This is a genomic window from Azospirillum cavernae (assembly GCF_003590795.1).
Lineage (GTDB): Bacteria > Pseudomonadota > Alphaproteobacteria > Azospirillales > Azospirillaceae > Azospirillum > Azospirillum cavernae.
On the sequence record NZ_QYUL01000001.1, the window covers coordinates 556,554 to 577,617 of the forward strand.

Below are 21,064 nucleotides of genomic sequence, written 5' to 3' on the forward strand. Positions count from 1 at the left end.
TCAGGCTTCGAGGTGCCGACCGGGAAACCAGCGCGCCCGCAGGCTGCCGACCGGGCCAAGCCCGACGGACAGCAGATAGGCGGTTCCGGCGACCAGAATGATCGACGGCCCGGACGGCAGGTTGAGATGAAAGGACAGCAGCAATCCGCCGACGCCCGAGGCAAAGGCGATGGCCATGGCGACCAGGGCCAGCGACCAGATTCGTTCGGCCCAAAAGCGCGCGGTGGCGGCGGGCAGCATCATCAGGCCAACGGCCATCAGGGTTCCCAGCGCCTGGAAGCCGCCAACCAGATTGAGAACGACCAAAACCAGGAACACAAGATGGCAGGCGGCCCCCGGCCCGCCGACCGCGCGCAGATAGCCGGGATCGAAACACTCGACCAGCAAGGGGCGGTAGAGCAGGGCCAAGGTCAGAAGCGTCACGGTGGAGATGCCCGCCACCATCAGCAGCCCGGCGTCGTCCACCGCCAGAATGGTGCCGAACAGCACATGCATCAGGTCGATGTTGCTGCCGCGCAGCGACACGATCAGCACGCCGCCCGCCAGCGAGATCAGGTAAAAGGCGGCGAAGCTGGCGTCTTCGCGCAGGTCGGTGGCGCGCGACACCAGTCCGGCCAGCAACGCCACCGCCAGACCGGCGAGGAAGCCGCCGAGGCTCATCGCCCACAGCGACAGACCGGCGGCGAGAAAGCCGATGGCGGCCCCCGGCAACACGGCGTGGGACATGGCGTCGCCCATCAGGCTCATCCGCCGCAGGACCAGCAGCACGCCAACCGGCCCGCAGCCCAACGCCAACGCCAAACAAGCCGCCAGCGCCCGGCGCATGAAGGCGAATTCAAGAAAGGGACCGACCACGGCGTCAAACAGAGCGTCGGGCGCTATCATGGCGTGGACCTCCGGCAGGGCGTGGCGCTCTCATCCCAGGCTTCGGCCATGGCGCGGGCGCGTTTCAGATTCGCGGCGGTCAGGCTGTCGTCGGTGCGATCCCAGGCGATGGCCTCGCGGGCCAGCAGCAGCGTGTCGGGAAAATGGGCGCGGACCTGTTCGATGTCGTGCAGAACCGCGACCACGGTCCGTTCCTCGCCGTGCCAACGCCGGACGACGTCGAGCAGGTCGGCGGTGGTGCGGGCGTCGATGGCGGTGAAGGGTTCGTCGAGCAGAATCAGGCGGGCGTCCTGCACCAGCAACCGGGCGAACAGCACGCGTTGGAATTGCCCGGCGGACAGCGCGCCGATCGGGCGCCGCTCGAACCCCGGCAAACCGACGGCGGCGAGCGCCTCGCCCGCCTGCTCGATCTGGCGCCGCGTGACGGCGCCAAAAAGGCCGACCCGCCGCCAATGGCCGAGCAGCACGGTGTCGAGCACGTCGATGGGAAAGCTGCGGTCGATCTCGGCCTGTTGCGGCAGAAAGGCGATGTCGCGTCGCTGCGCTCCGGTGAGAACGACACGCCCGCTCAGCGGTCGTAGGGTTCCGGCGATGGCCTTCAACAGGGTGCTTTTTCCCGCGCCGTTCGGGCCGACCACGGCGGTCAAGGACCCGGCGCGGAAGGCTCCAGACAGGTGATGCACCGCCGGATGGCGGCGATAGCCCAGCGTCAGATCATGCAGGCGAACCAGATCATCCGGCGCCGTTCGAGCGGCCATGGCGTGAGCGATCATGACGGATCCTCGACAATCCCACCCAAGGTGAACCAATCCAAGGCCCAGGCGACCGTGATCCACAGCAGGACGCACAGCAGCAGAACCGCCATCACGCGCGCGCCCGCCGACGTGGCCAGCGGTGAGCGGCGCCGGGCGGTCTTTGGATCAACGCGGGTCATGATCGCTGCGCAAAATCAGACGGGCGGATCCGGTGTTGCGGGGGGCCGCCGCCGCCTCCTGGCCGATGGGAGAGGCCGAGGGTGCGCCCGGCGCGGCAAGGGGAGCGTCCAACATGCGTTTAATCTCTGGGGTCCATTGATGGAGGCTAAATAGATATGTTATAACATATCAATTCTTGCAAGCGGAAATCGGATGGGGCAGGAGAACGCGCGTTCGCTCCACGCCCTATCCCGACAAGCTGACCCTGCGGCTGGAGCATTGGGCGTGCGAGGCGCCCGACTGGCTGTTCCTGGCCCAGCGCGGCGCCGATGGGGCGTGGCGGGAGATCACCTACGCCCAGGCGCTGGCAAGCGTGCGCGCGCTGGGCCAAGCCTTTCTGGATCGTGGCCTGTCGGTGACGCGCGGCGTGGTGGTTCTGCGCGCGCGAGCATGTCTCCAACGAGTTCTTTCCGCATCAGGCCAACCTGTCGCGCGACCACCGCGCCTTCGTCGAAGACCGCTTGCGCGAAGGGCCGTTGCCGACGGCGGCGGTCTGCACGGCGACGCTGGAACTGGGCATCGACATCGGCGACATCGCCAGCGTGGCGCAGATCGGCCCGCCCTGGTCGGTGGCCAGCCTGCGCCAACGGATGGGCCGCTCCGGCCGCCGCGCCGGGCATTCTTTCGCCAGCCAAAGGCTGGAACCGGCGGCGTTGCCAGACATCGCGCGCCGGTTGCTGGGGGCGACTCCGGCCCCTGGCCGAACGGCGGTGTGACGACGAGACGATTCTTTGGCGCCTTCATCGGTCTGTGTGGAGAGCACGCCGACAACCTCATGGGCTTCGGTGAAGCGGGGCGGGCGAATGGGCGGGCTGTCCACCGCTTCCATCGCGATCAGGCGGGAATCGCCAAGGCCGCCAACGCTTTCGAACAGACGCAAATGCGGCGATCCGGGCACGGCCTCGCCGACATGTTTGAAAATCGGAACCTCATCGTCCGTCGTGACGGCGATCAGACGTCCCCGATGCGCGTCGATGCGGTCGCCCATGATGGGTGCTGGAAGGATGGTCTGTTCTTCCAGCGCCAACGAAACGCCGCTGCCTGCTGGCGCATCCGGGCGTCGGAAGGACCGAAACCGTCACTCCCAGCGCGGCGCCGACATCGGCGTTGAGAATGGAAGTTTTGCCGCTGCCGTTCTGGCTTTCGAGGAGCAGCGCCGGGCGGTCGAACAGGACCGACAGATCCTCGGGGGGGAATCATACTCCTGCACGCTGTCAAAGTTGTGGATGCGCACATTTTGTGTAGCATAAGCATCTGGGGTCGTGGGTGACGTTGCGACAGGCGGGTTTCCCAGAGTATCGACCGACCCGTGCCGGGAACAGGGCAGGAGGGAGTATCCGGGTTTCCTCCGCGTTCAGCGGCAACTCCTTCCCATACCGTTCCTCGACGGCATCCTCGGCGATCCCGCGCAAGCCCTTGACGACATTCTCAGCCTTGAGCACGCCAGTGCTGACGAGATCGTCCAGCTTGCCCCGCGTCTTCGAGTCCAGTTCCTTGAACAGCTTTGCGGCGGCGCCGGTCAGCGCCTTGCCCAGTGGACTCACCGACACGCTGTCCGCCTCACCTGGCGGCGTGAAGGCCGCAGCAGACCGATCTGCCGCGCCAGGCAATCGGGCAGATTGTAGCCGTCGATTGCTGTTTCGCAGGCCGCCCGCCCCAGCGCGGCAAAGGCGCCGGGATCCCTCAGCACATCCACGACCCGGTCAGCGATGGTCTCCGGGGTGAAAAAATCGGCCAGGAGGCCGTTCTCGCCGTCGCGGATGACGTCCCGCACCGGCGCGGTGTCGGACCCGACCACCACACAGCCGAGCGCCATCGCCTCCATCATCGACCAGGACAGGACGAAGGGGTAGGTCAGGTGGACATGGACGCGAGACACCTGGATGGCGGCTACGTAATGGTCATAGGGAAGATGGCCGAGAAAGACGACGCGCCGGGAAGGCAGCGCTCGGTCGCCGAACGAATTGCCGGAACCACCAATACACCGTCTGCCACGGTGGGAAATCTTTCGGCAAAAGCCGCCCGCCGCAGCCAGAAAAGCCCTGGAGCGGATGAACGCCATGGACTTCACCATGCATGCCGTTGTCCCGCATCAGGTGGGTGATGCGATGGCGACCGCCGCCCTCACCTTCAGCCTTCAACTCAGCGTGCATTCGGGGGAATGCCGTAGGTCATCATGCAATCTGAGAAAATAATTCTGAATACATTAAAGCAAAATAAGGTATTTTTATTAAAAATATCTGGAATTAATTTGGTTTATTCATAATATAATTTCAAAATTAATCCTAGAAATCGCACCGAAGTTCGATCTATTATATCGGCAATCCGCACATTTTTATGATTGAGTTATATTTCAATTTCCACATTATTTATTGTTCGTCATGGATTCCTCTTGATACCCTGTGTTTTCTCAAAAGACTCTCCACTTTTCCAGGGCGACTCCAGTCACTGGACAAGCGCGGTGGGGGCGGGCATCGTCGGGCGGTCTTAACAGGAAGCGGGATTGGGCGCGATGATCGGGCGGATGATGCGGGCGGTGCTGTTCGGAATGCTGATGCTGGCGGCCTTGCCCGCCGCCGCGCTGGAGAGCTTCCAGAAATCCACCCTGACCGTCGAAACGGCGGGCGGGGGCAAGTTCCGCTTCGACATCGAACTGGCGCTGACTCCGGCGCAGCAGGCGCAAGGCTTGATGTTTCGTCAGACGATGGCCGACGACGCTGGAATGCTGTTCGTCTATGACCGGGTTCAACCGGCCAGCTTTTGGATGAAAAACACGCTGATTTCGCTGGACATGCTGTTCATCGGCGCCGATGGGCGGATCGTGAACATTCATGACCGCGCGGTCCCGCAATCGCTCGATTCGGTCAACTCCGCCGGGCCGGTGAAGGCGATTTTGGAGCTGAACGGCGGGATGAGCGCCCGGCTGGGCATCCGCCCCGGCGACCGGGTGGTTCATGCGACCTTCGGACCGAAGTGATCCGGGCTTTCCGCCGCAGACCTTTCCACCGATGAGCGCCGCCCCCATCTTGTCGCCAACAAGACGGGTGGCGGAATGAACGGGCGGCGGGTGATCGGTCTGACGGCGGCGCTGATTCTGGGCGGCGGGGCGGCGGCCTATGTCCTGCTGGCGCGGGCCGAGGCGCCGCCGCTCTACCGGCTGGCGCGGATCGAGCAAGGTCCGCTGGTCAGCGCCATCACCGCCACCGGCACGATGAGCGCCCTGGTGACGGTGGAGGTCAGCTCGCAACTCTCCGGCCAGATCGCGGAGTTGAACGCCGATTTCAACAGCCGGGTGTCCAAGGGGCAGGTTCTCGCCCGGCTGAACGGCGATCAACTGGACGCCCGTCTGGCGCAGGCCGCAGCCGATCTGGATTCCGCGCGCGCCAGCCTGGCCCAGCAGCAGGCCCAGCAGGACAAGGCGCGCGCCGACGTCGCCAACGCCAAGGCCAACGTCGCCAACGCCGACGCCCAGGTGGTGCGCGCCGATCTGGCGTTGCGCGAGGCGGAGCGTGATTTGGTCCGGCGGCAGGATCTGCGCGGGCGCGGCGTGATCGCCGCCGCCGATCTGGAAAAGGCGGAAACCGCCGCCCGCAGCGCCCAGGCCCAGCGCGTCGCCGCCCTGGCGCAAAAACAGCAGGCCGAGGCCGGGGTGGCGTCGGCGGAAGCCTCGCTGGAGGTCGGGATCGCCCAGATCGGCGTCGCCCGCGCCCAGGTCGCCCAGCGGGAAGCGGCGCTGCAACTGGTTCGGGTGGACGCCAACCGCTCGGTCATCCGCTCCCCCATCGACGGGGTGGTGGTGAATCGCGCGGTCAATTCCGGTCAGACGGTGGCGGCCAGCCTGTCGGCCCCGACGCTCTTCACCATCGCCCAGGATCTTCGCCATATGGAGGTGCTGGCCAACATCGACGAGGCCGACATCGGGCGGGTGCGCGAAGGCATGCCGGTGCGCTTCACCGTCAACGCCTTTCCCGGCGATCCGTTCGTCGGCACGGTGGCGCAGGTCCGTCTGGCCCCCAAGGAAGACCAGAATGTCGTGACCTACATCGTCGTCATCACGGTGGACAATCCCGAGATGCGGCTGTTGCCGGGCATGACCGCCAATCTGCGGATCACGGTGGACGAACGCCCTTCGGCGCTGAAAATCCCCAACGCCGCTTTGCGTTTCCGCCCGCCCGGCGTCGAGCCGCCCGCCGACGCGCCCGCCGTCCCCTCGGGCGGTGGAGAAGGCGGACGGGCGGCTCAGGCGTTGGAGGCGGCGACCCGCCGGGTGGCCGACGGTCTGGCGCTGGACGAATCCCGCCGCCGCGACGTCGCCGCTTTGGCGACCGAGGCGCGGGACCGTTTTCTGGCGCTCGACGCCGAGGGCGGCGACCCGGAACGCCGCCGAACCGCCGCCGCCCGCATCCGCAGCGAGACCTTGGCCCGTGTCGCCGCGCTGCTCGACCCCGCCCAACGCGAACGGTTCGAGGGGTTGGTGGAGCCGCGCCGCACGGCGGAAACCACGCGCACGGTCTGGATTCCGGGAAGCGCCGGGCCGGTCGGCGTGCCGCTGCGTCTGGGCATTGGCGACGGCAGCGTGACGGAGGTGATCGCCGGGGATCTCCGCGCCGGGCAGGAGGTCATCATCGGCGTCGCCCCGCCCGACCGCGACAACCGGCGGGGGCCGCGCCTTGGCTTCTGACGCGCCACCTGATGAGGTCATCGCGGTGGAGGGGCTGACCCGCTCCTATCGGATGGGGCCGCAGGTCGTTCACGCGCTCGACCATGTGACGGCGACGGTGCGGCGGGGGGAGTTCGTGGCGGTGATGGGGCCGTCGGGGTCGGGCAAATCCACCTTCATGAATCTGCTGGGCTGTCTGGACCGCGCCGACGGCGGACGCTACCGGCTGGACGGGGTGGAGGTCGGCGGCCTGTCGTCGGACGCGCTGGCGGCGGTGCGCAACCGCAAGATCGGCTTCGTCTTCCAATCCTTCAATCTGCTGCCGCGCCAGACCGCTCAGACCAACGTCGAGCTGCCGATGGTCTACGCCGGGCTTGGCCGGGCGGCTCGGGGGGAGCGGGCGCGGGCGGCGCTGGCCGCCGTCGGGCTGGAGCGGCGGGCGCATCACCGCCCGACCCAACTGTCGGGCGGCCAGCAGCAGCGCGTCGCCATCGCCCGCGCGCTGGTCAATGATCCCATGCTGTTGCTGGCCGACGAGCCGACGGGCGCGCTCGACAGCGCGACCAGCCTCGACATCATGGCGCTGTTTCAGCGGCTGAATCGCCAGGGCATCACCATCGTGCTGGTGACGCATGAGCCGGACGTCGCCCGTCACGCCGGGCGGGTGTTGAGTTTCCGCGACGGGCGGCTGGTCGGCGACCATTCGCAGATCCCAGAGGACGCGCTCAGCGCGGAGGCGGTGGCGTGAACGCGCTCGACGCCCTGCGGTCGGCCTTGGAGTCGCTGCGCGCCAGCCCGCTGCGCAGCGCCTTGACCATGCTGGGCATCGTCATCGGCGTGGCGGCGGTCATCGCCATGGTGGCGGTCGGGTCGGGCGCGCGCGATCAGGTGTTGCGGCAGATCGCCAGCCTTGGCGCGAATCTGGTGCTGGTCGGGCAGGGCAGCGTCGCGCGCGGCGGGGTGAAGCTGGGGGCGGGCAGCGCCTCCACCCTCACCGAAGACGACGCGGCGGCGATCCTGCGCGACATTCCCGGCGTGGCGGTGACGGCTCCGTCCGTGCGGTGGGGCTTGCAAATCGTCGCGGGCAACCAGAATTGGGGCAGCGTTCTGTTCGGCGTCACCCCCGATTATCTGGAGGCGCGCGAATGGACCATAACCCACGGGCGCGGCCTGTCCGACGAGGATGTCGCGCAGGCCAACAAGGTGGTGGTTCTGGGCCAGACGGTGGTGCGCAACCTGTTCGGCGGCGGCGATCCGGTGGGGGAGGTGGTGCGGGTGTTCTCCACCCCGCTGACCGTCATTGGCGTGCTGGGCGAGAAGGGGCAGAACACCCAGGGGCAGGATCAGGACGACGTGATCTTCGTTCCGCTGTCCACCGCCAAGCGCAACATTCCCGGCATGGCGAAATCCAACCCGCGTTTTGTCCACAGCATGGCGGTCAAGCTGCAAGACGGGGTGGATCAGGAGGAGGCGCAGCGGCAGATCCGCGAGCTTCTGCGCCAGCGCCACCGGCTGGTTCCCGGTCAGGACGATGATTTTTGGATGCGCAACCTGTCGGACGTGTCGGCGACCCGCGATGAATCCTCCCGCGCGCTGTCCTTTTTGCTGGCGGCGGTCGCGGCGGTGTCGCTGCTGGTCGGCGGCATCGGCATCATGAACATCATGCTGGTGTCGGTGACGGAGCGCACGCGCGAGATCGGCTTGCGGCTGGCCATCGGCGCCCGGCGGCGGGACATTCTGGTCCAATTCCTGATCGAATCGACCACCCTGTCGTTGATCGGCGCCGGGTTCGGCGTGTTGATCGGGGTGGGAGCCGCCATGCTGGTGGCGGAGCTGGCGGGCTGGCCGACGCTGATTCGCCTCGATTCCATCCTGTTGGCCGTGCTGGTCAGCGGCTTGATCGGCATTTTCTTCGGCCTCTACCCGGCCCGCCGCGCCGCGCGCCTCAACCCGATTGACGCGCTGCGGCACGAATAGCGGCGAGATGCTTGTCCAGCGTCGCATCGGCGGCGAGCGCCACCGTGCGCGCCGGGCTGCGCGCCAGCCTTGCGGCCAAGCGCGCCACCCAAAACACCGACGCGGGCGCCGCCAGAACCGCCGGGCGCCGTTCGGCCAAACACCGGGCCAGCGCCAGGGGGGAGGTCGCCGCGTGGCGTTTGGCCAGATCAATCTGGCCGATGGCCGGATCCAGCGCCGCGCGCAACGCCCCGCCCCCCATCGGCGCCACGAGATCGACGGGGTGGCCCGCCTGGACCAGCGCGTGGGCCAGCGCCACAACCGCGCGGCGATCCGCCCGGTCGGTCAAATCGGGGGTGAACAGGGCGACGCGGGGGAGGGGGGAGGGCACGGGCGAGGATCCCAATCATTGGCGAAACGGAACGGTCGGGGCGACCAAACGCCGCGCGCTGGGGCGGGCGTCGCCCGACGCGGCGTTTTCGTCAAGAAACTGACGCGGAAATTTGCGCCGACTTCTTGCCGTGGGCGTGGCGTTCGTGTATCTCACAACGCGGCGACGGGGTGTAGCGCAGTCTGGTAGCGCGCCAGTTTTGGGTACTGGAGGTCTCCGGTTCGAATCCGGGCTCCCCGACCACCGCCACAGGAACGATTTTCGAGGGGGACGCCGAGCCATGAACGTGCGGATCTATCAGCCGACCAAGACGGCGATGCAGTCCGGTCGGGCCAAGACGCACCGCTGGCAGCTCGATTACGAAATCGAGACGCCGCGCCGCCCGGAACCGCTGATGGGCTGGACCAGCTCCGGCGACACGCTCAACCAGGTACGCCTGATGTTCGAGACGAAGGAAGAGGCCATCGCCTTCGCCGAGCGCAAGGGCTGGGATTATTCGGTCGCCGACGCGCCGGTGCGCCGCATTCGCCCGCGCAACTACGCCGACAATTTCCGCATGGACCGTCCGCGCGTCTGAGGCCTTTGAAGCCCGTGGGTTCACCCTGAATCCACGGCTTGGTCTTTCCCACAAGCTCAGACGGCCCCATAGCTCAGTTGGATAGAGCAATCGCCTTCTAAGCGATAGGTCGCTGGTTCGAATCCAGCTGGGGTCGCCAATTCCCAACGACGCAGCTTTTTTTGCACGGCGTGTTTGCGCTTGCCCTTGCACCCGCAGCGTCGCGCGGGCTTCCCACCCCACCAAAACAACCCGTTCCGCTCCATTGCGTTGGCGCATTTTTGCGACCTGAACCGGGAAGAACGGCGCTCCGCCAAAATTTTGACGCAGATGCGCAAAAGTCTGGAATAAAGAGCGCGCGGGGGACGTTGGCACATCCATGCATCGGGTCATTCTGTGGCCCAGCCCTGGATTGCGGCGCCACACCGTCCTGTTCGCTCGGTTCGACGAAGAGGGGGCCGTGGCCGTCGCCATGGCGTGACCGGAACTATCGGGTGCGCGGTTGAGCAAATTCGGGGTTGATCTGGAAGTCCACATCGCGTCCTTGCGGCGCTATGCGCGGGCCTTGCTGCGCAACAATCGTGCGGACGCCGAAGATCTGGTGCAGGAGGCCTTGGTGCGCGCGGTGTCGCGTTCCGACAGCTTCCAGGCGGGGACGAATCTGCGGGCGTGGTTGTTCACCATCCTGCACAACGTCCACGTCAATCAGGTCCGCTCCAAGGCCGCGCGGCCCGCCGAGGTTGACGTCGACGACGTCGAATCGAAGCTGGTCTCCCCGGCCCGTCAGGAGGAAAGCGTCGAGCTGCGCGAGATGATGCGCCTGGTCGACGCCTTGCCCGAGGAGCAGCGCAAGGTGCTGCTGCTGGTGGCGCTGGAGGGCCTGAAATACGAGGAGGTCGCCGAGTTGCTCGGCGTGCCGATCGGGACCGTCATGTCGCGCCTGTCTCGGGCGCGGGAGGCGATCAGGGCGAAACTGGCGAACGAGGGTGGCGTTGCCCTCCGGCGGGTGAAGTGATGAACGCGCGACAGGTGACAGAGGACGATCTCCACGCCTATGTGGATGGGCAACTCGACAGCAACCGCCGTTTGGCGGTGGAACGCTGGTTGGCCGACGACGACGAGGCGGCGGCCCGCGTCGAGGATTACCGAACGCAAACCGCGCTGCTGCACGACCTGTTCGACAGCGTTCTGCGCGAACCGCCCAGCGACGCGGTGCAGGATCTGACCGACCGGCTGAAAGGCCGCTTGGCCTTCAACGACAACCGTCCGGCGTGGCACGCCCGCCCGCTGGTCCGTTTCGCCGCCGCCGTGCTGTTGCTGGTGGCCGGGGCTGGCGGCGGTTGGATCGGGCGCGGCGTTCAGACCGTCTCCCCGGCGGGGCAGCAGCGCCAGACCTTGGCGACCTTCGCCGAGGAGGCGACCCAGGCCCACCGCTTCTACACCGCCGACGAACGCTTTCAGGTGGAACTGGGCGCCGACAATCAGGACGAGTTGAACGGCTGGCTGTCCAAACGGGTCGGGCGCGACGTTTTTGGTCCCGATCTGGGCCGCATCGGCTTTCGGCTCATCGGCGGCCGGTCCTTGCCGACCGATCTGGGGGCCGGCGCGCAATACATGTACATCAACGAGGCCAACAAGCGGATCACGCTGTTTGTCGGCGCACCGCAATCGGGCAACCCATCGACCTTCAGCTTCACGCAAAACGGCGACGTCGCCACCTTCTATTGGGTGGAAGGGACGTTGTCCTACGCGCTGGCCGGACGCTTGTCGAAAGAGGAGTTGTTGGAGATCGCCAAGGCGGTTTACAGCGACGTCAAGGCCGGTCCCCCCCGCCGCCCGCCGCCTAGCGAGCCGCAGCCGCGCCCAGCGGAGACGGCCCCGCAACAGCCGCAGATGCAAGACGCCCCGGCCGCCGTCCAGCCGATCAGCGACACGCAAAAGCCCAAGGACAGTTGAGCGACCCGGATGAAAGGCCGCCTTGTCGCGATCGACAAGGCGGCCTTTCGCCTTCTGCGCCGCAATCGCGAAAAATCGTTGCAATTCATCGCTCTTGCCGCAACGCTGATGGTGGTGATGGGTGGTGTTTGCCAGACGTGAAGGGCGCAGTCCGATGAGTCGGAACCAGATCGACCCCCAGCTTGACGCGCAAATCAAGGGTGCGCGCATCCTGATTGTGGATGACAATTCATCCAATGTTGAGTTGTTGCGCGAGATTCTGACCCACGACGGCTACACCCGCATTCTGGGGGAAACCGACCCGCGCAAGGTCCCGGCGCTGTGCGAAGCGGAAGCGTTCGACCTTCTGCTCATCGACATCCGCATGCCACACATGAGCGGGTTTGAGCTGATGGAGCGGGTGCGCCCGATCTTCGGCGGCGATTACGTGCCGATTCTGGTGCTGACCGCCCAGACTGACCAGGACACCCGGCGCAAGTCGCTGGAACTCGGCGCCAACGACTTTCTGACCAAACCCTTCATCGCCTGGGAGTTGCTCCACCGCGTCCGCAACATGGTGGAGATCCGCACCCTCTACCGTCGCGCCGCCGACCAGAATCGCGAATTGGAGCGGCGGGTGTCGGAACGCACCGCCGAATTGACCAGCGCGCTGGAGGTCGCGCGTCAGGCCGACCGCGCCAAGCTGGATTTCCTGTCGGTGATGAGCCACGAGCTGCGCACGCCCTTGAACTCCATCATCGGTTTCGCCGACGTGCTGGGCAGCGAATCGATGGGCAAGCTCGGCAACCCGGACTATGTCGAATACGTCAAGATGATCGAGGAAAGCGGCAAATCGCTGCTGACCATGGTCAACAACATTCTGGACTACACGCGCGGCTCCACCGGCTCCATCGAGTTGCAGGAATCCGACGTCAATCTGCCGCAGCTTCTGACCAACTGCATGGATTTGCTGGCGGCCAAGGCCGAGGGCAAGCGGTTGGCGGTGACGGCGCAACCGACCCCGTCGCTCCATCTGCGGGCCGACCGGCGGCGGTTGCGGGAAATGATCCTCAACGTCCTCGACAACGCGGTGAAATTCACCCCGCCCGACGGCGGCGTCTGGGTTGGCGCCGAACGGCGCGGCGACGCGGTGGCCATCGTCGTGCGCGACAACGGCCCCGGCATCGCGCCCGACCTGCTGGGCCGCATCTTCAACCCCTTTACCCAGGCCGAACGCACGCTGGTGCGCCAGCATGAGGGGATCGGCTTGGGCCTGCCCATCGTCCGCCGTCTGGCCGAGTTGCACGGCGGCACGGTCGAACTGACCAGCGCGCCGCAGCAGGGAACCGAGGTTGTGATCCTCCTGCCGGCGGAACGTTTGCTTGGGTGAAGCGCTGGGCGTCAGTGAAAGGTGAAGGCTTCCGGCGCGCCGCCGACGCGGGCGACCAGACCGCCGCCGTTGGGAACCAGCCGCCAGGAGTCGCGCTGGGCGTCCACCGGCTCCGACACCACAATCAGGCCGTTGTCGCTGTTGCGCCAATAGAGGCTGGGCGGCTTGTTGTCCGACGCCCAGCGCACCGCCCACACCCGTTCGCCATCGGTCCAGGTGGCGGTGAAGCGCAGCGGTGAACGGATGCCGCTCGCCGTCATTTCGTCGCGGATGTCGTGCAGCACCGATTGGAAGGCGCCGACCGAATCCTCTTCCAACCCACGGCCCAGCGCGGTCAGGAAAATCGCCTCGCTGTCGGTGGTGCCGGTGCGCGAGGCGTAGAGATGATCGGGGATCATCGCCTCGACCCGGCGGCGCAAGTGACACCAGTCACCGACCTGCCCATTGTGCATGAACAGAAAGCGCCCGGCCTTGAAGGGGTGGCAGTTGGCGCGGCTGACCGCCGTTCCCGTCGCCGCGCGGACATGGGCGAAAAACAAGTGCGAGCGGACATGGCTGCAAATCGACTGCAAATTCTCGTCCGACCAAGCCGGGCGAACCTCGCAGTAACGGCCCGGCTCGCTGCGCTCGCTGTACCAGCCGACGCCGAACCCATCGCCGTTGGTTTCGGTCTTCGCCTCCGACGCGTGCATGGATTGTTCGATCAGCGAATGGCAGGGGGTGCTGACCAGGGATTCCAGCAGCACCGGCTCGCCGCAATAGGCAAGAAAACGACACATCGACAGGCGCACCTTTGAAAGCCGCGCGGAAGTGAGTGCGTCAATTTGACCAGAACCCCGTTGTAAAACAAGACGTCCTCTTCATCAAACCGTCACAACGGGAGCGGGTGTGGCTTTTCTGCCGTGCGCGAGCGCTGATTGTTTGCAAGGTCAACGTTTTGGTTCGGGGGGCGCCTGGGTCTCGATGGTCCATTTGCCGTCCTTGAACTCCAGCTTGGCGGCGTAGCTGCTGGCGGTGATGGCGGACAGTACGGTGTCCCACTGGCGGTGGGGCAGGCGGTTGATGTCGAAATTGCGCGCGGTCGGAACCCGGTGCGGCGACCAATAATAGGTGACGCCGCCGCCCAGCAACAGCGCCGCCCCGGCCAGAAAGCCGACGGCGGCGGCGGCCAGTTGCAGCGGGATGGCGGGCGACAGCCGTTTCATCCGGCGGCTGGTCAGGATGGCGTGAAAGCGCACATGGCCTTGCGGCGCCCAGGCGGGAACGATCAGGCCGAACGGACGGTCGCCCACCCGGTCGGCGGGCTGCACCACCGCCATGCGGCTTTGCACCTCGCGGCTGCGGGTTTCCGACAGCAGCGCGCCGACGGGGCGCCCGTTGCGCACCGTCAGCTCGAACACCCGCCGCCCGGACGGCACCAGCGCGACGCCGCCGGGGTTGGCGTCGATCTCCTTGGCCAAGGCGGGCAGGAAGGAGTAACCGGGGCCGCCCTCGTGAATTTCATAGAGATAACCGCTCCACAGCGGTTCAACCGCGTACCAGCAGCTTTCGGAGCTTTTCAGGCAGCGACGGCCAAAGGCGCGCGCGTAGGATTCGGCGTCCTTGCGCTCGACGCCTTCCAAATAGCCAAACATCACGTTGGTGGCCTGCCGGGCGCCGGGCACCGATCCCCCTTGTTCAAAACCGCTGAACCGCACCAAATCCGGTGGAACGGATCGGCGACGGCCCCCCAAATATGGACTTTTCACCCCCGTCTGTCAGTAGGGGCGGGGACGGGACAAGTCAACATGGAAAGGCTTTGGCTTGGGTGGTGTTGACTTGGGCGGCGGTTTGCGTAACGTCCGCCACCGGCATGATGGACGACCACAGCGACGATTGGCCCCGCGCGCGCCTGACCCGGCGGGGGATGTTGACCGGGCTGGCGGCGGCGGCGGCGCTGGCGGCGCAGACGCGCCCGTCGCAGGCGCTCGACACGACCGTCCCGCAATGGCTGACCGTTCCGCGTCGGCTGGTGATGCGCAATCTGAACACCGGCGAGCGGTTGAACACGCTGTTCTGGCGCGATGGCGCGTATGATCCCGCCGGGCTGGCGACGGTCGATCATTTTTTCCGCGATTGGCGCACCGGCGAGACGGTGCAGACGGCGGCCTCGCTGCTCGACATCCTGTGGCGTTTGCAAATGGCGGCGCGCTTCACCGTGCCGCTGGAGGTGCTGTCCGGCTATCGCTCCGTCCAAACCAATGAGATGCTGCGGCGGACGATGGGCGAAAGCGTGGCGCACCGCAGCTTCCACATCCGGGCGATGGCGGCGGACATCCGTTTGCCCGGCCTGTCCTCGCTGGCGGTGGCGCATTACGCGAACGGGCTGGGGCTGGGCGGGGTCGGCTATTACCCCGACAGCAATTTCGTCCACATCGACAGCGGCCCGCGCCGGGTGTGGATTCGCTGAGGCCGATTTACGAAGGCTGGGCTGGTCGTCACCACACCACGCGCGGCACCGACGCGATTTTCAGCGGGCCGAGGAACAGGGAATGGTTCTGCACCGTCACCGGGGTGGTGAGGACGGGCGCGCCGCCGGGGCCGGTTGGGCGGGACAGCATGGTCAGGACCGTGCGCGCCATCGCCGCGTCGTTCGGGCGCATCATCGGCTTGACCGCGTTCAGCGCGGCGGGCGCGCCGTGGATTTCCGCCGTCAGGGCGGCTTGCGGCTGAAGCTCCCCATCCAGCGCCAGCGTGCCGTTGAGCGCGATGGCCAGCGGCCCCCAATCCAGTGCCAGCCGATCCAACTGCACGGTCCCGCCGTCGCGGCTCCAGGCCGACAGGCTGACCGGCTCGGGCTGGGGCAGGCGGCCCAACACGCGGGCGGAGAGTTCGGCCCGCTTGACGTCGCGGCCCAGCGACGAGGGCGCGCTGTCGGGCAGGGTCATGCCGTTCGCCGTCACGCCGATGGTCAGGCCGGTGGCGGCGTTCGTGTCGGGCGGCGTGTTCGGCTGCGCGGCGGTGAGGTCGAGCGAGGCGATGGGCAGCGGCAGGTTCAGCGCTTGGGCCGTCAGGTCGGTGAAGCTCAGGCGCAGGTTTTCCAGCGTGCCGTTCATCGTCCACACCGCCTGTCCGCCGCCGCCGCCGCGCGCGGTCACATCCAGCGGCGGTTGCCCGGCCTGAACCAGCGTCACCCGCTGTTCGCCCGGCAGGCTCAAGGTCACGTGGGTGACGTCCCAAGGCGCAGCTTCCGCCACCAGACGGGCGCCGCGCCATTCCGCGCCGCGCGTCGCCAGATGCGGTTGCTCCAGCGCCGCGCGCAGGGTGAAGGGGAATCCGTCCACCGACAGCCCGCCGTGATCGGCCAAGCCGCCGTTGGCCCGCTGCTGGTCGATCCAGGCCAGCACCCCGCGCTCGACCGCGCGGGCGGCCTGCTGCCACCACAGCGCGTAGCCAACCGGGGGCAGGGCGATGAGGACCGCCAGAATCACAATCAGGCGGCTGCGGAGCTTGGGAAAGCGCATCGGTGGCATGTCCGTTCCGTGTCGGTCCTGTTATAGCGACGACGGCCCCGCCATGCTAGGCTTGGGGACTTGTTTTGTCTGTGGCCTCTTTGCGCCCTCCGCCGTTTTGTTTGTCGGATCATGCCCCTTCACACGCAGGCATCCCCGCCCGATTGGTCATCGGACATCACGCTGGCGCCCGGCGCCGATCTGTGGGTGTTCGCCTATGGGTCGCTGATGTGGAACCCCGGTTTCCCCTACATCGAGCGCCATGTGGCGACCTTGAGCGGCTATCACCGGCGCTTTTGCGTCGCCTCACACCGCTATCGCGGCACGCCGGAGACTCCGGGGCTGGTGTTGGGGTTGGACCATGGCGGATCCTGCCGGGGCATCGTCTTCCGCATCGCCGCCGCCGAGGTTCCCGCCGCCCTGGATTACCTATGGGACCGCGAGATGACCAACCGCGTTTACCGCCCGCTGTTCCGCCGCTTGCGGCGACGCGACGGCAAGGCGGTGGAGGCCTGCTGCTTCGTCGTCGACCGCCAGCATTATCAATATTGCGGCGGGTTGGACGAGGCGTCGGTCATTCAGCGCATCGCCCGCTGTTGCGGCCAGCGCGGCCCGAACGTCGAGTATCTCGCCAACACCGTCAGCCATCTTGACGCGCTGGGCATTCCCGACGCGGCGCTGCGGCGGATTTACGCCGGGGTGCGGCAAACGACCGACTGAGGCGACCGACCGCGCTCAACCGCCGATCAAATCCCGTTCGGCGTTCATGATGGCGATCACCGCGTCCATCACCGCGCGCACCCGCGCCGACCGCCGCAGATCGCGGTGAACCAGCAGCCACAGCGCGCGCGGTTCCGGTTCGCTGTCGGTCGGAATCGCCACCAGCGCCGGGTCGCTGCGGCCCAGGAAATGCGGGATGGCGGCGACCCCGGCGTCGGCCCGCGCGGCGGCGTGCAGGCTCGCCAAATCATTGGCCCGAAAGGCGAAGGGCCGCCCGGCGGCGGCGGCGCGCAGCCAGCGCTGTTGCGGCACATGGTCCATGCTGTCGTCGTAACCGATGAACTCCCAATCGGCGGGCGCGCGGCGGTCCCGATAGGCGGGCGTGGCGTAGAGGCCATAGCCCATCGCCCCCAGCCGCCGGGCGACCAGCCCATCATCCTCAGGGTCATCGAGACGGATGGCGAGATCGGCCTCTCGCCGGGTCAGGCTGACGCGGCGGGCGTCGCCGACCAGTTCGACCACCAGCTTGGGCAGGGTCTGGCGCAGGCGGGCCAGACGCAGGGCGAGGAAATGGCTGGCGAAGACCGGCGGGGCCGACAGGCGCACGGTTCCGGCGGGTTCCCCGGCCTGCCCGCGCGCGTGGCGTTCCAGCGCCAGAACGGCGTCCTCGACCCGTCCGGCCAGTTCGGCGATGTCCTCCCCCTCCGCCGTCGGGACATAGCCGCGCGGCAGACGGTCGAACAGCTTGACGCCGAGTTCACTTTCCAGCGCCGCCACCCGGCGGGCCACCGTGCTGTGATCGACGCCAAGGGCGCGGGCGCTGGCCGACAGGCTGCCGCCGCGCGCCAAGGCCAGCAACACGCGCACATCATCCCAATTGAGGCCGGTCATCCGCGCAAAAATCCCCAGAAGATGGGTGATAATGCCGAATTTCTGGGGATAGGACCACAGGGTAACGTCGTGGGCGTCGCAACCAACCTCGTCACACGACGACAGGGAGATGCCCCGATGATCCGTTCCATCCGTCTGAACCAGCCCGGCGGCCCCGAAGCCCTGCGCGCCGAAATGATCGACCTGCCGCCCGCCGGGCCGGGGGAATTGCGCATCCGCCACGCGGCGGCGGGCGTCAATTATGTGGACGTCTACCACCGCACCGGCTTGTACCCGTTGCCCGCCTTTCCCGCCGTGATCGGGGTGGAGGCCGCTGGCGTGGTGGAGGAGGTCGGGGCGGGCGTGTCCGGCTTCACCGTCGGCGACCGCGTCGCCTGGGCCGGGTTGCCCGTCGGCGGCTACGCCGAAGCGCGGCTGTTGCCCGCTGAACGCGCCATCCGCCTGCCCGACGGGGTGGAGGCGGTGACTGCGGCCTCGCTGCTGCTGCGCGGGATCACCGCGCACATGCTGTTGACCCGCGTTCGCCCGCTCGGGCCGGGCGACACGCTGCTGGTTCATGCGGCGGCGGGCGGGCTTGGGCTGGTGCTGACGCAATGGGCCAAGAGCCTGGGGGCCACCGTGATTGGGACGGTCGGCAGCCCGGACAAGGCCGACATCGCCCGCGCCCACGGTCTGGACCATGCGATCCTGTATCGCGAGGCCGATTTCGTCGCCGAAACCCGCGCGCTGACCGACGGGCGCGGCGTGGATCTGGTGGTGGACGGCATCGGCGGCGACACGCTGCGGCGCAGCCTGGACGCGGCGCGCGCCTTCGGCATGGTCGCCAGCGTCGGGCAGGCGGGTGGCCCCATTCCGGCGCTGGACGTCGCAGACCTCGGCCCGCGCCGCTCGCTCTGCCTGTCGCGGCCCAGCGTGTTCGGTTACATGACCGATCTCGCCACCTATCGAACGGCGGCGAGCGTTGTCCTGGACTGGGTGGCGGTGGGCGCCTTGCGGGTCGGGCCGGTCGCCTGTCTGCCGTTGGAGGCGGCGGCGGAGGCTCACCGCCTGTTGGAAGGGCGGGGCGCCGGTGGGGCGCTGGTGTTGACGCCGTAAGCGGTGGCCTCTTTGACCATGATTTGGGGGAAATTCCTCAAGTCATGGTTGTGGGGGATGGGGGATCTGTATCGACGACAGCCGTGATGAGACGTTTTGCCACGCCAATCTATGGCTGCAATCGTGTGTTTCACGGCTCGCGCTGCATATCAAAGTATGCAGAAAACATATGCGGGATTATGCTCAAAAATTAAGCAAAAGAAATATAATAAGAAGAATGAGAATTTTTAGTTCTAAATTACACCAAAAAGAGAAGCAAAAATACACTCATCCCTGCGTAAATTCATGCCTTCAGAGAGAATATTTAAAACCTGACCTATTGGTTATATAAGAGAATTATTGTTTATATTTTGACGCTTTTCCCATGCCGCCGTACCTTTTGTGCACGCTCTTCAAGAGGATGGTTGGCATGCAAAACATCAAAATCCGCATCAAATTCGTAATTTTGTCTCTGGTCATGCTCGTCGCCTTGACCGGAATTGGTGTGATCCTCTTGATGGCGCTGCGCGATCAACAAGAGGAAAACAGCCACGACAAAGTCCAGGCGATCACCGAAGCGGCGGTGAACATCGTCACAAGCTTTGAACAACGCGTCGCCAAAGGCGAGTTGACGCTGGAGCAGGCGCAGGAGGCCGCGCGCCACAGCCTGCGGGCCATGCGTTATTCCGGCGGCGAGTACATCTTCGCCACTGACATCGACGGTAAAACTTATGTCCATGGCGGCCGCCCGGAAATGGAGGGCCGCAACATGATCGAGGCGAAGGACGCCAACGGCGTCGCCTTCATTCGCAAACTGACCGAGGGCGCCCGCAAGGGTGGGCAATTCGTCGAATATTCCTGGCCGAAGGCGGGCGCCAGCGAAGCCAGCCCGAAGGTTGGCTTCGCCCAACTGTCGCCGGATTGGAAATGGGTGATCGGCACCGGCGTCTACATCGACAATCTTGAGGCGGACTTCCGCCGACACGCGATGCAGGCCGGGGTGCTGGGGATCGGCTTAGGCGGCGCTGGTTTGATCCTGGCCTACCTGATCGCCCGCTCCATCAGCGAACCACTGCTGCGGTTGAGCGTGGTGATGCGCCGTTTGTCGCGCGATGATCTGACCGTCACGGTTCCTGACACGGAGCGGGGCGACGAGATTGGGGAGATGGCCAAGGCGGTTGGCGTCTTCAAAGAGCGTGGCGTCGAAAACCAACGGCTGCGTCAGGCCCAGGAAGAGATGCAGGCGAAGGCGGAGAACGACCGCAAGGCCTTGCTGATGAAGCTTGCGGACAATTTTGAACGGTCCATCGGCGACGTGGTGTCCGCCGTCACGGCGTCGGCCAACGACATGCAGACCTCCGCCGAGACGCTGACGACGACGACGGGCGCGGCGGTCAGCCGTTCCACCGCCGCCGCTGGCGCGGCGGAAGAGGCGGCGGTCAGCGTCAACACAGTGGCCGGGGCGACCGAGGAGTTGACCGCTTCGATCCGGGAAATCAGCCGACAGGTGTCCGCGTCCAACGATGTGGCCGCGAAGGCGGTGGGCGAGGCCAGCAAGACCAACGCCCTGATGGGCAGCTTGGCCCGCGCGGCGAACGAGGTTGGCGACGTGGTCAGCCTCATCAACTCCATCGCCGGGCAAACCAATTTGCTGGCGCTCAACGCCACCATCGAAGCCGCCCGCGCCGGGGAGCATGGCAAGGGATTCGCCGTCGTCGCCAGCGAGGTGAAAAGCCTCGCCACCCAGACGGCGCGGGCGACCGAAGACATCCAGGCCAAGATCGGTGAAATCCAACAGGCGACCGGCGTCGCCGTGTCGGCCATCCGCGACATCGGCGCCGTCATCGACCAGATGAACAGCATCTCCGGCGCCATCGCCTCGGCGGTGGAGCAGCAGGGCGCGGCGACGCGCGACATCGCGGGCAACATCACCCAGGCCGCCGCCGGGGCGCAGGCGGTCTCGCAAAACGTCGCCGGCGCCAGTCAGGCGTCCAGCGAGGCCGGGCAAAAGGCCGAGCGGATGTTGGACGGGGCCGGGCAACTGGGCAAGGTCGCCCAACGTCTGCGCGGCGAGGTCAACGGCTTCCTCTCCAGCATCCGCGCCGCTTGATCCGCATCAACGCCACAGCCCCCCAATCTCC

Annotated in this window: 25 protein-coding genes, 2 tRNA genes and 1 pseudogene; 16 read left to right on the forward strand and 12 right to left on the reverse strand. The window is 66.6% G+C overall.

Annotated features, from left to right (window positions below):
• Genes D3877_RS02640 through D3877_RS30775 form a run of 4 tightly spaced genes read right to left on the reverse strand, consistent with a single transcriptional unit; the run spans position 1 to position 1,934 of the window.
• Entirely contained in the window at positions 1-885 is an 885-nt protein-coding gene (locus D3877_RS02640; RefSeq protein ID WP_119829209.1) for a metal ABC transporter permease, read from the reverse strand.
• Positions 882-1,658, reverse strand: coding sequence for a zinc ABC transporter ATP-binding protein AztA (gene aztA / locus D3877_RS02645; RefSeq protein WP_199720685.1), 777 nt, complete (start codon positions 1,656-1,658; stop codon positions 882-884). Before aztA ends, D3877_RS02640 begins: the two co-directional genes overlap by 4 nt.
• Positions 1,655-1,819, reverse strand: a complete 165-nt coding sequence (locus D3877_RS29710) for a hypothetical protein (RefSeq protein ID WP_158599766.1) — start codon at positions 1,817-1,819, stop codon at positions 1,655-1,657. The genes aztA and D3877_RS29710 overlap by 4 nt, the downstream gene beginning before the upstream one ends.
• Entirely contained in the window at positions 1,806-1,934 is a 129-nt protein-coding gene (locus D3877_RS30775; protein WP_274379595.1) for a hypothetical protein, read from the reverse strand. The genes D3877_RS29710 and D3877_RS30775 overlap by 14 nt, the downstream gene beginning before the upstream one ends.
• 386 nt (positions 1,935-2,320) lie before the next feature.
• Here D3877_RS30775 and D3877_RS30430 point away from each other — a divergent pair, with 386 nt between their 5' ends.
• The gene (locus D3877_RS30430; RefSeq protein ID WP_238474699.1) at positions 2,321-2,575 is read left to right on the forward strand and encodes a helicase-related protein; all 255 of its coding nucleotides are present in this window, start codon (positions 2,321-2,323) and stop codon (positions 2,573-2,575) included.
• A gap of 498 nt (positions 2,576-3,073) precedes the next feature.
• Here D3877_RS30430 and D3877_RS02660 read toward each other — a convergent pair whose 3' ends face one another.
• The 3 genes and pseudogenes from D3877_RS02660 to D3877_RS30435 form a co-directional block, all read right to left on the reverse strand.
• Positions 3,074-3,403 (reverse strand): hypothetical protein, encoded by a 330-nt coding sequence (locus D3877_RS02660; protein WP_119829211.1) that lies wholly within the window; start codon positions 3,401-3,403, stop codon positions 3,074-3,076.
• Positions 3,400-3,840, reverse strand: coding sequence for a glycosyltransferase (locus D3877_RS02665; protein ID WP_238474840.1), 441 nt, complete (start codon positions 3,838-3,840; stop codon positions 3,400-3,402). The genes D3877_RS02660 and D3877_RS02665 overlap by 4 nt, the downstream gene beginning before the upstream one ends.
• A pseudogene (locus tag D3877_RS30435) lies at positions 3,812-3,895 on the reverse strand (transposase); the annotation flags it as partial. The pseudogene D3877_RS30435 and the gene D3877_RS02665, both read right to left, overlap by 29 nt.
• Before the next feature lie 476 nt (positions 3,896-4,371).
• Here D3877_RS30435 and D3877_RS02670 point away from each other — a divergent pair.
• The 4 genes from D3877_RS02670 to D3877_RS02685 all read left to right on the forward strand — a co-directional run bounded on the left by D3877_RS02670 (position 4,372) and on the right by D3877_RS02685 (position 8,496).
• Complete coding sequence (locus tag D3877_RS02670; RefSeq protein ID WP_119829213.1) at positions 4,372-4,836, forward strand: DUF192 domain-containing protein; 465 nt, start codon at positions 4,372-4,374, stop codon at positions 4,834-4,836.
• A gap of 75 nt (positions 4,837-4,911) precedes the next feature.
• The gene (locus tag D3877_RS02675) at positions 4,912-6,540 is read left to right on the forward strand and encodes an HlyD family secretion protein (RefSeq protein ID WP_119829214.1); all 1,629 of its coding nucleotides are present in this window, start codon (positions 4,912-4,914) and stop codon (positions 6,538-6,540) included.
• Positions 6,530-7,267 (forward strand): ABC transporter ATP-binding protein, encoded by a 738-nt coding sequence (locus D3877_RS02680; RefSeq protein WP_274379596.1) that lies wholly within the window; start codon positions 6,530-6,532, stop codon positions 7,265-7,267. Before D3877_RS02675 ends, D3877_RS02680 begins: the two co-directional genes overlap by 11 nt.
• Positions 7,264-8,496, forward strand: coding sequence for an ABC transporter permease (locus D3877_RS02685; protein ID WP_119829215.1), 1,233 nt, complete (start codon positions 7,264-7,266; stop codon positions 8,494-8,496). Before D3877_RS02680 ends, D3877_RS02685 begins: the two co-directional genes overlap by 4 nt.
• Here D3877_RS02685 and D3877_RS02690 read toward each other — a convergent pair.
• Positions 8,465-8,866 carry a hypothetical protein gene (locus tag D3877_RS02690; RefSeq protein WP_119829216.1) on the reverse strand — a complete coding sequence of 134 codons (402 nt, stop codon included), beginning with the start codon at positions 8,864-8,866 and terminating at the stop codon, positions 8,465-8,467. The genes D3877_RS02685 and D3877_RS02690 overlap by 32 nt on opposite strands.
• A 166-nt stretch (positions 8,867-9,032) precedes the next feature.
• Between D3877_RS02690 and D3877_RS02695 the strand changes: the two genes are divergently transcribed.
• From D3877_RS02695 to D3877_RS02720, 7 genes are all read left to right on the forward strand, one after another.
• Positions 9,033-9,109 (forward strand) — tRNA-Pro (locus D3877_RS02695).
• A 37-nt stretch (positions 9,110-9,146) separates the two neighbouring features.
• On the forward strand, positions 9,147-9,443 hold the full coding sequence (locus D3877_RS02700) for an ETC complex I subunit (protein ID WP_119829217.1): 297 nt from the start codon (positions 9,147-9,149) through the stop codon (positions 9,441-9,443).
• A gap of 62 nt (positions 9,444-9,505) precedes the next feature.
• A tRNA-Arg gene (locus D3877_RS02705) sits at positions 9,506-9,582 on the forward strand.
• Between the two features lie 342 nt (positions 9,583-9,924).
• Positions 9,925-10,437, forward strand: coding sequence for a sigma-70 family RNA polymerase sigma factor (locus tag D3877_RS02710; RefSeq protein WP_119829218.1), 513 nt, complete (start codon positions 9,925-9,927; stop codon positions 10,435-10,437).
• Positions 10,437-11,378 carry an anti-sigma factor family protein gene (locus D3877_RS02715; RefSeq protein ID WP_119829219.1) on the forward strand — a complete coding sequence of 314 codons (942 nt, stop codon included), beginning with the start codon at positions 10,437-10,439 and terminating at the stop codon, positions 11,376-11,378. Before D3877_RS02710 ends, D3877_RS02715 begins: the two co-directional genes overlap by 1 nt.
• Before the next feature lie 9 nt (positions 11,379-11,387).
• Complete coding sequence (locus D3877_RS30780; RefSeq protein WP_274379597.1) at positions 11,388-11,519, forward strand: hypothetical protein; 132 nt, start codon at positions 11,388-11,390, stop codon at positions 11,517-11,519.
• A 13-nt stretch (positions 11,520-11,532) separates the two neighbouring features.
• Entirely contained in the window at positions 11,533-12,747 is a 1,215-nt protein-coding gene (locus D3877_RS02720) for an ATP-binding response regulator (protein WP_119829220.1), read from the forward strand.
• Between the two features lie 11 nt (positions 12,748-12,758).
• Here the strand turns inward: D3877_RS02720 and D3877_RS02725 are convergent, their stop codons facing one another.
• Together D3877_RS02725 and D3877_RS02730 are read right to left on the reverse strand one after the other, a co-directional pair.
• Entirely contained in the window at positions 12,759-13,526 is a 768-nt protein-coding gene (locus tag D3877_RS02725; RefSeq protein WP_119829221.1) for a class II glutamine amidotransferase, read from the reverse strand.
• 150 nt (positions 13,527-13,676) lie between these two features.
• Positions 13,677-14,411, reverse strand: coding sequence for a hypothetical protein (locus D3877_RS02730; protein ID WP_238474700.1), 735 nt, complete (start codon positions 14,409-14,411; stop codon positions 13,677-13,679).
• Positions 14,412-14,554: 143 nt separating this feature from the next.
• Between D3877_RS02730 and D3877_RS02735 the strand changes: the two genes are divergently transcribed.
• Positions 14,555-15,196 (forward strand): peptidoglycan L,D-endopeptidase MepK, encoded by a 642-nt coding sequence (locus D3877_RS02735; RefSeq protein WP_158599767.1) that lies wholly within the window; start codon positions 14,555-14,557, stop codon positions 15,194-15,196.
• 28 nt (positions 15,197-15,224) lie between these two features.
• Here D3877_RS02735 and D3877_RS02740 read toward each other — a convergent pair whose 3' ends face one another.
• Entirely contained in the window at positions 15,225-16,259 is a 1,035-nt protein-coding gene (locus tag D3877_RS02740; RefSeq protein WP_119829223.1) for a DUF2125 domain-containing protein, read from the reverse strand.
• 111 nt (positions 16,260-16,370) lie between these two features.
• Here D3877_RS02740 and D3877_RS02745 point away from each other — a divergent pair, with 111 nt between their 5' ends.
• Positions 16,371-16,958, forward strand: a complete 588-nt coding sequence (locus tag D3877_RS02745; protein WP_119830749.1) for a gamma-glutamylcyclotransferase — start codon at positions 16,371-16,373, stop codon at positions 16,956-16,958.
• Between the two features lie 15 nt (positions 16,959-16,973).
• Here the strand turns inward: D3877_RS02745 and D3877_RS02750 are convergent, their stop codons facing one another.
• The gene (locus D3877_RS02750) at positions 16,974-17,849 is read right to left on the reverse strand and encodes a LysR family transcriptional regulator (protein WP_119829224.1); all 876 of its coding nucleotides are present in this window, start codon (positions 17,847-17,849) and stop codon (positions 16,974-16,976) included.
• A gap of 117 nt (positions 17,850-17,966) precedes the next feature.
• Here D3877_RS02750 and D3877_RS02755 point away from each other — a divergent pair, with 117 nt between their 5' ends.
• Complete coding sequence (locus D3877_RS02755; protein ID WP_119829225.1) at positions 17,967-18,944, forward strand: quinone oxidoreductase family protein; 978 nt, start codon at positions 17,967-17,969, stop codon at positions 18,942-18,944.
• A gap of 409 nt (positions 18,945-19,353) precedes the next feature.
• Positions 19,354-21,033: a methyl-accepting chemotaxis protein gene (locus tag D3877_RS02760; protein ID WP_158599768.1), complete on the forward strand. Its 1,680-nt coding sequence runs from the start codon at positions 19,354-19,356 to the stop codon at positions 21,031-21,033.
• Positions 21,034-21,064: the final 31 nt, after the last annotated feature.

Excerpts from the sequence above, each read along its gene's own strand:
- D3877_RS02640 (WP_119829209.1), bottom strand. The coding sequence starts at position 885 with ATGATAGCGCCCGACGCTCTGTTTGACGCCGTGGTCGGTCCCTTTCTT.
- aztA (WP_199720685.1), bottom strand. The coding sequence starts at position 1,658 with ATGATCGCTCACGCCATGGCCGCTCGAACGGCGCCGGATGATCTGGTT.
- D3877_RS29710 (WP_158599766.1), bottom strand. The coding sequence starts at position 1,819 with ATGACCCGCGTTGATCCAAAGACCGCCCGGCGCCGCTCACCGCTGGCC.
- D3877_RS30775 (WP_274379595.1), bottom strand. The coding sequence starts at position 1,934 with ATGTTGGACGCTCCCCTTGCCGCGCCGGGCGCACCCTCGGCCTCTCCC.
- D3877_RS02670 (WP_119829213.1), top strand. The coding sequence starts at position 4,372 with ATGATCGGGCGGATGATGCGGGCGGTGCTGTTCGGAATGCTGATGCTG.
- D3877_RS02675 (WP_119829214.1), top strand. The coding sequence starts at position 4,912 with ATGAACGGGCGGCGGGTGATCGGTCTGACGGCGGCGCTGATTCTGGGC.
- D3877_RS02700 (WP_119829217.1), top strand. The coding sequence starts at position 9,147 with ATGAACGTGCGGATCTATCAGCCGACCAAGACGGCGATGCAGTCCGGT.
- D3877_RS02715 (WP_119829219.1), top strand. The coding sequence starts at position 10,437 with ATGAACGCGCGACAGGTGACAGAGGACGATCTCCACGCCTATGTGGAT.
- D3877_RS30780 (WP_274379597.1), top strand. The coding sequence starts at position 11,388 with ATGAAAGGCCGCCTTGTCGCGATCGACAAGGCGGCCTTTCGCCTTCTG.
- D3877_RS02720 (WP_119829220.1), top strand. The coding sequence starts at position 11,533 with ATGAGTCGGAACCAGATCGACCCCCAGCTTGACGCGCAAATCAAGGGT.
- D3877_RS02725 (WP_119829221.1), bottom strand. The coding sequence starts at position 13,526 with ATGTGTCGTTTTCTTGCCTATTGCGGCGAGCCGGTGCTGCTGGAATCC.
- D3877_RS02740 (WP_119829223.1), bottom strand. The coding sequence starts at position 16,259 with ATGCCACCGATGCGCTTTCCCAAGCTCCGCAGCCGCCTGATTGTGATT.
- D3877_RS02745 (WP_119830749.1), top strand. The coding sequence starts at position 16,371 with ATGCCCCTTCACACGCAGGCATCCCCGCCCGATTGGTCATCGGACATC.
- D3877_RS02750 (WP_119829224.1), bottom strand. The coding sequence starts at position 17,849 with ATGACCGGCCTCAATTGGGATGATGTGCGCGTGTTGCTGGCCTTGGCG.
- D3877_RS02755 (WP_119829225.1), top strand. The coding sequence starts at position 17,967 with ATGATCCGTTCCATCCGTCTGAACCAGCCCGGCGGCCCCGAAGCCCTG.
- D3877_RS02760 (WP_158599768.1), top strand. The coding sequence starts at position 19,354 with ATGCAAAACATCAAAATCCGCATCAAATTCGTAATTTTGTCTCTGGTC.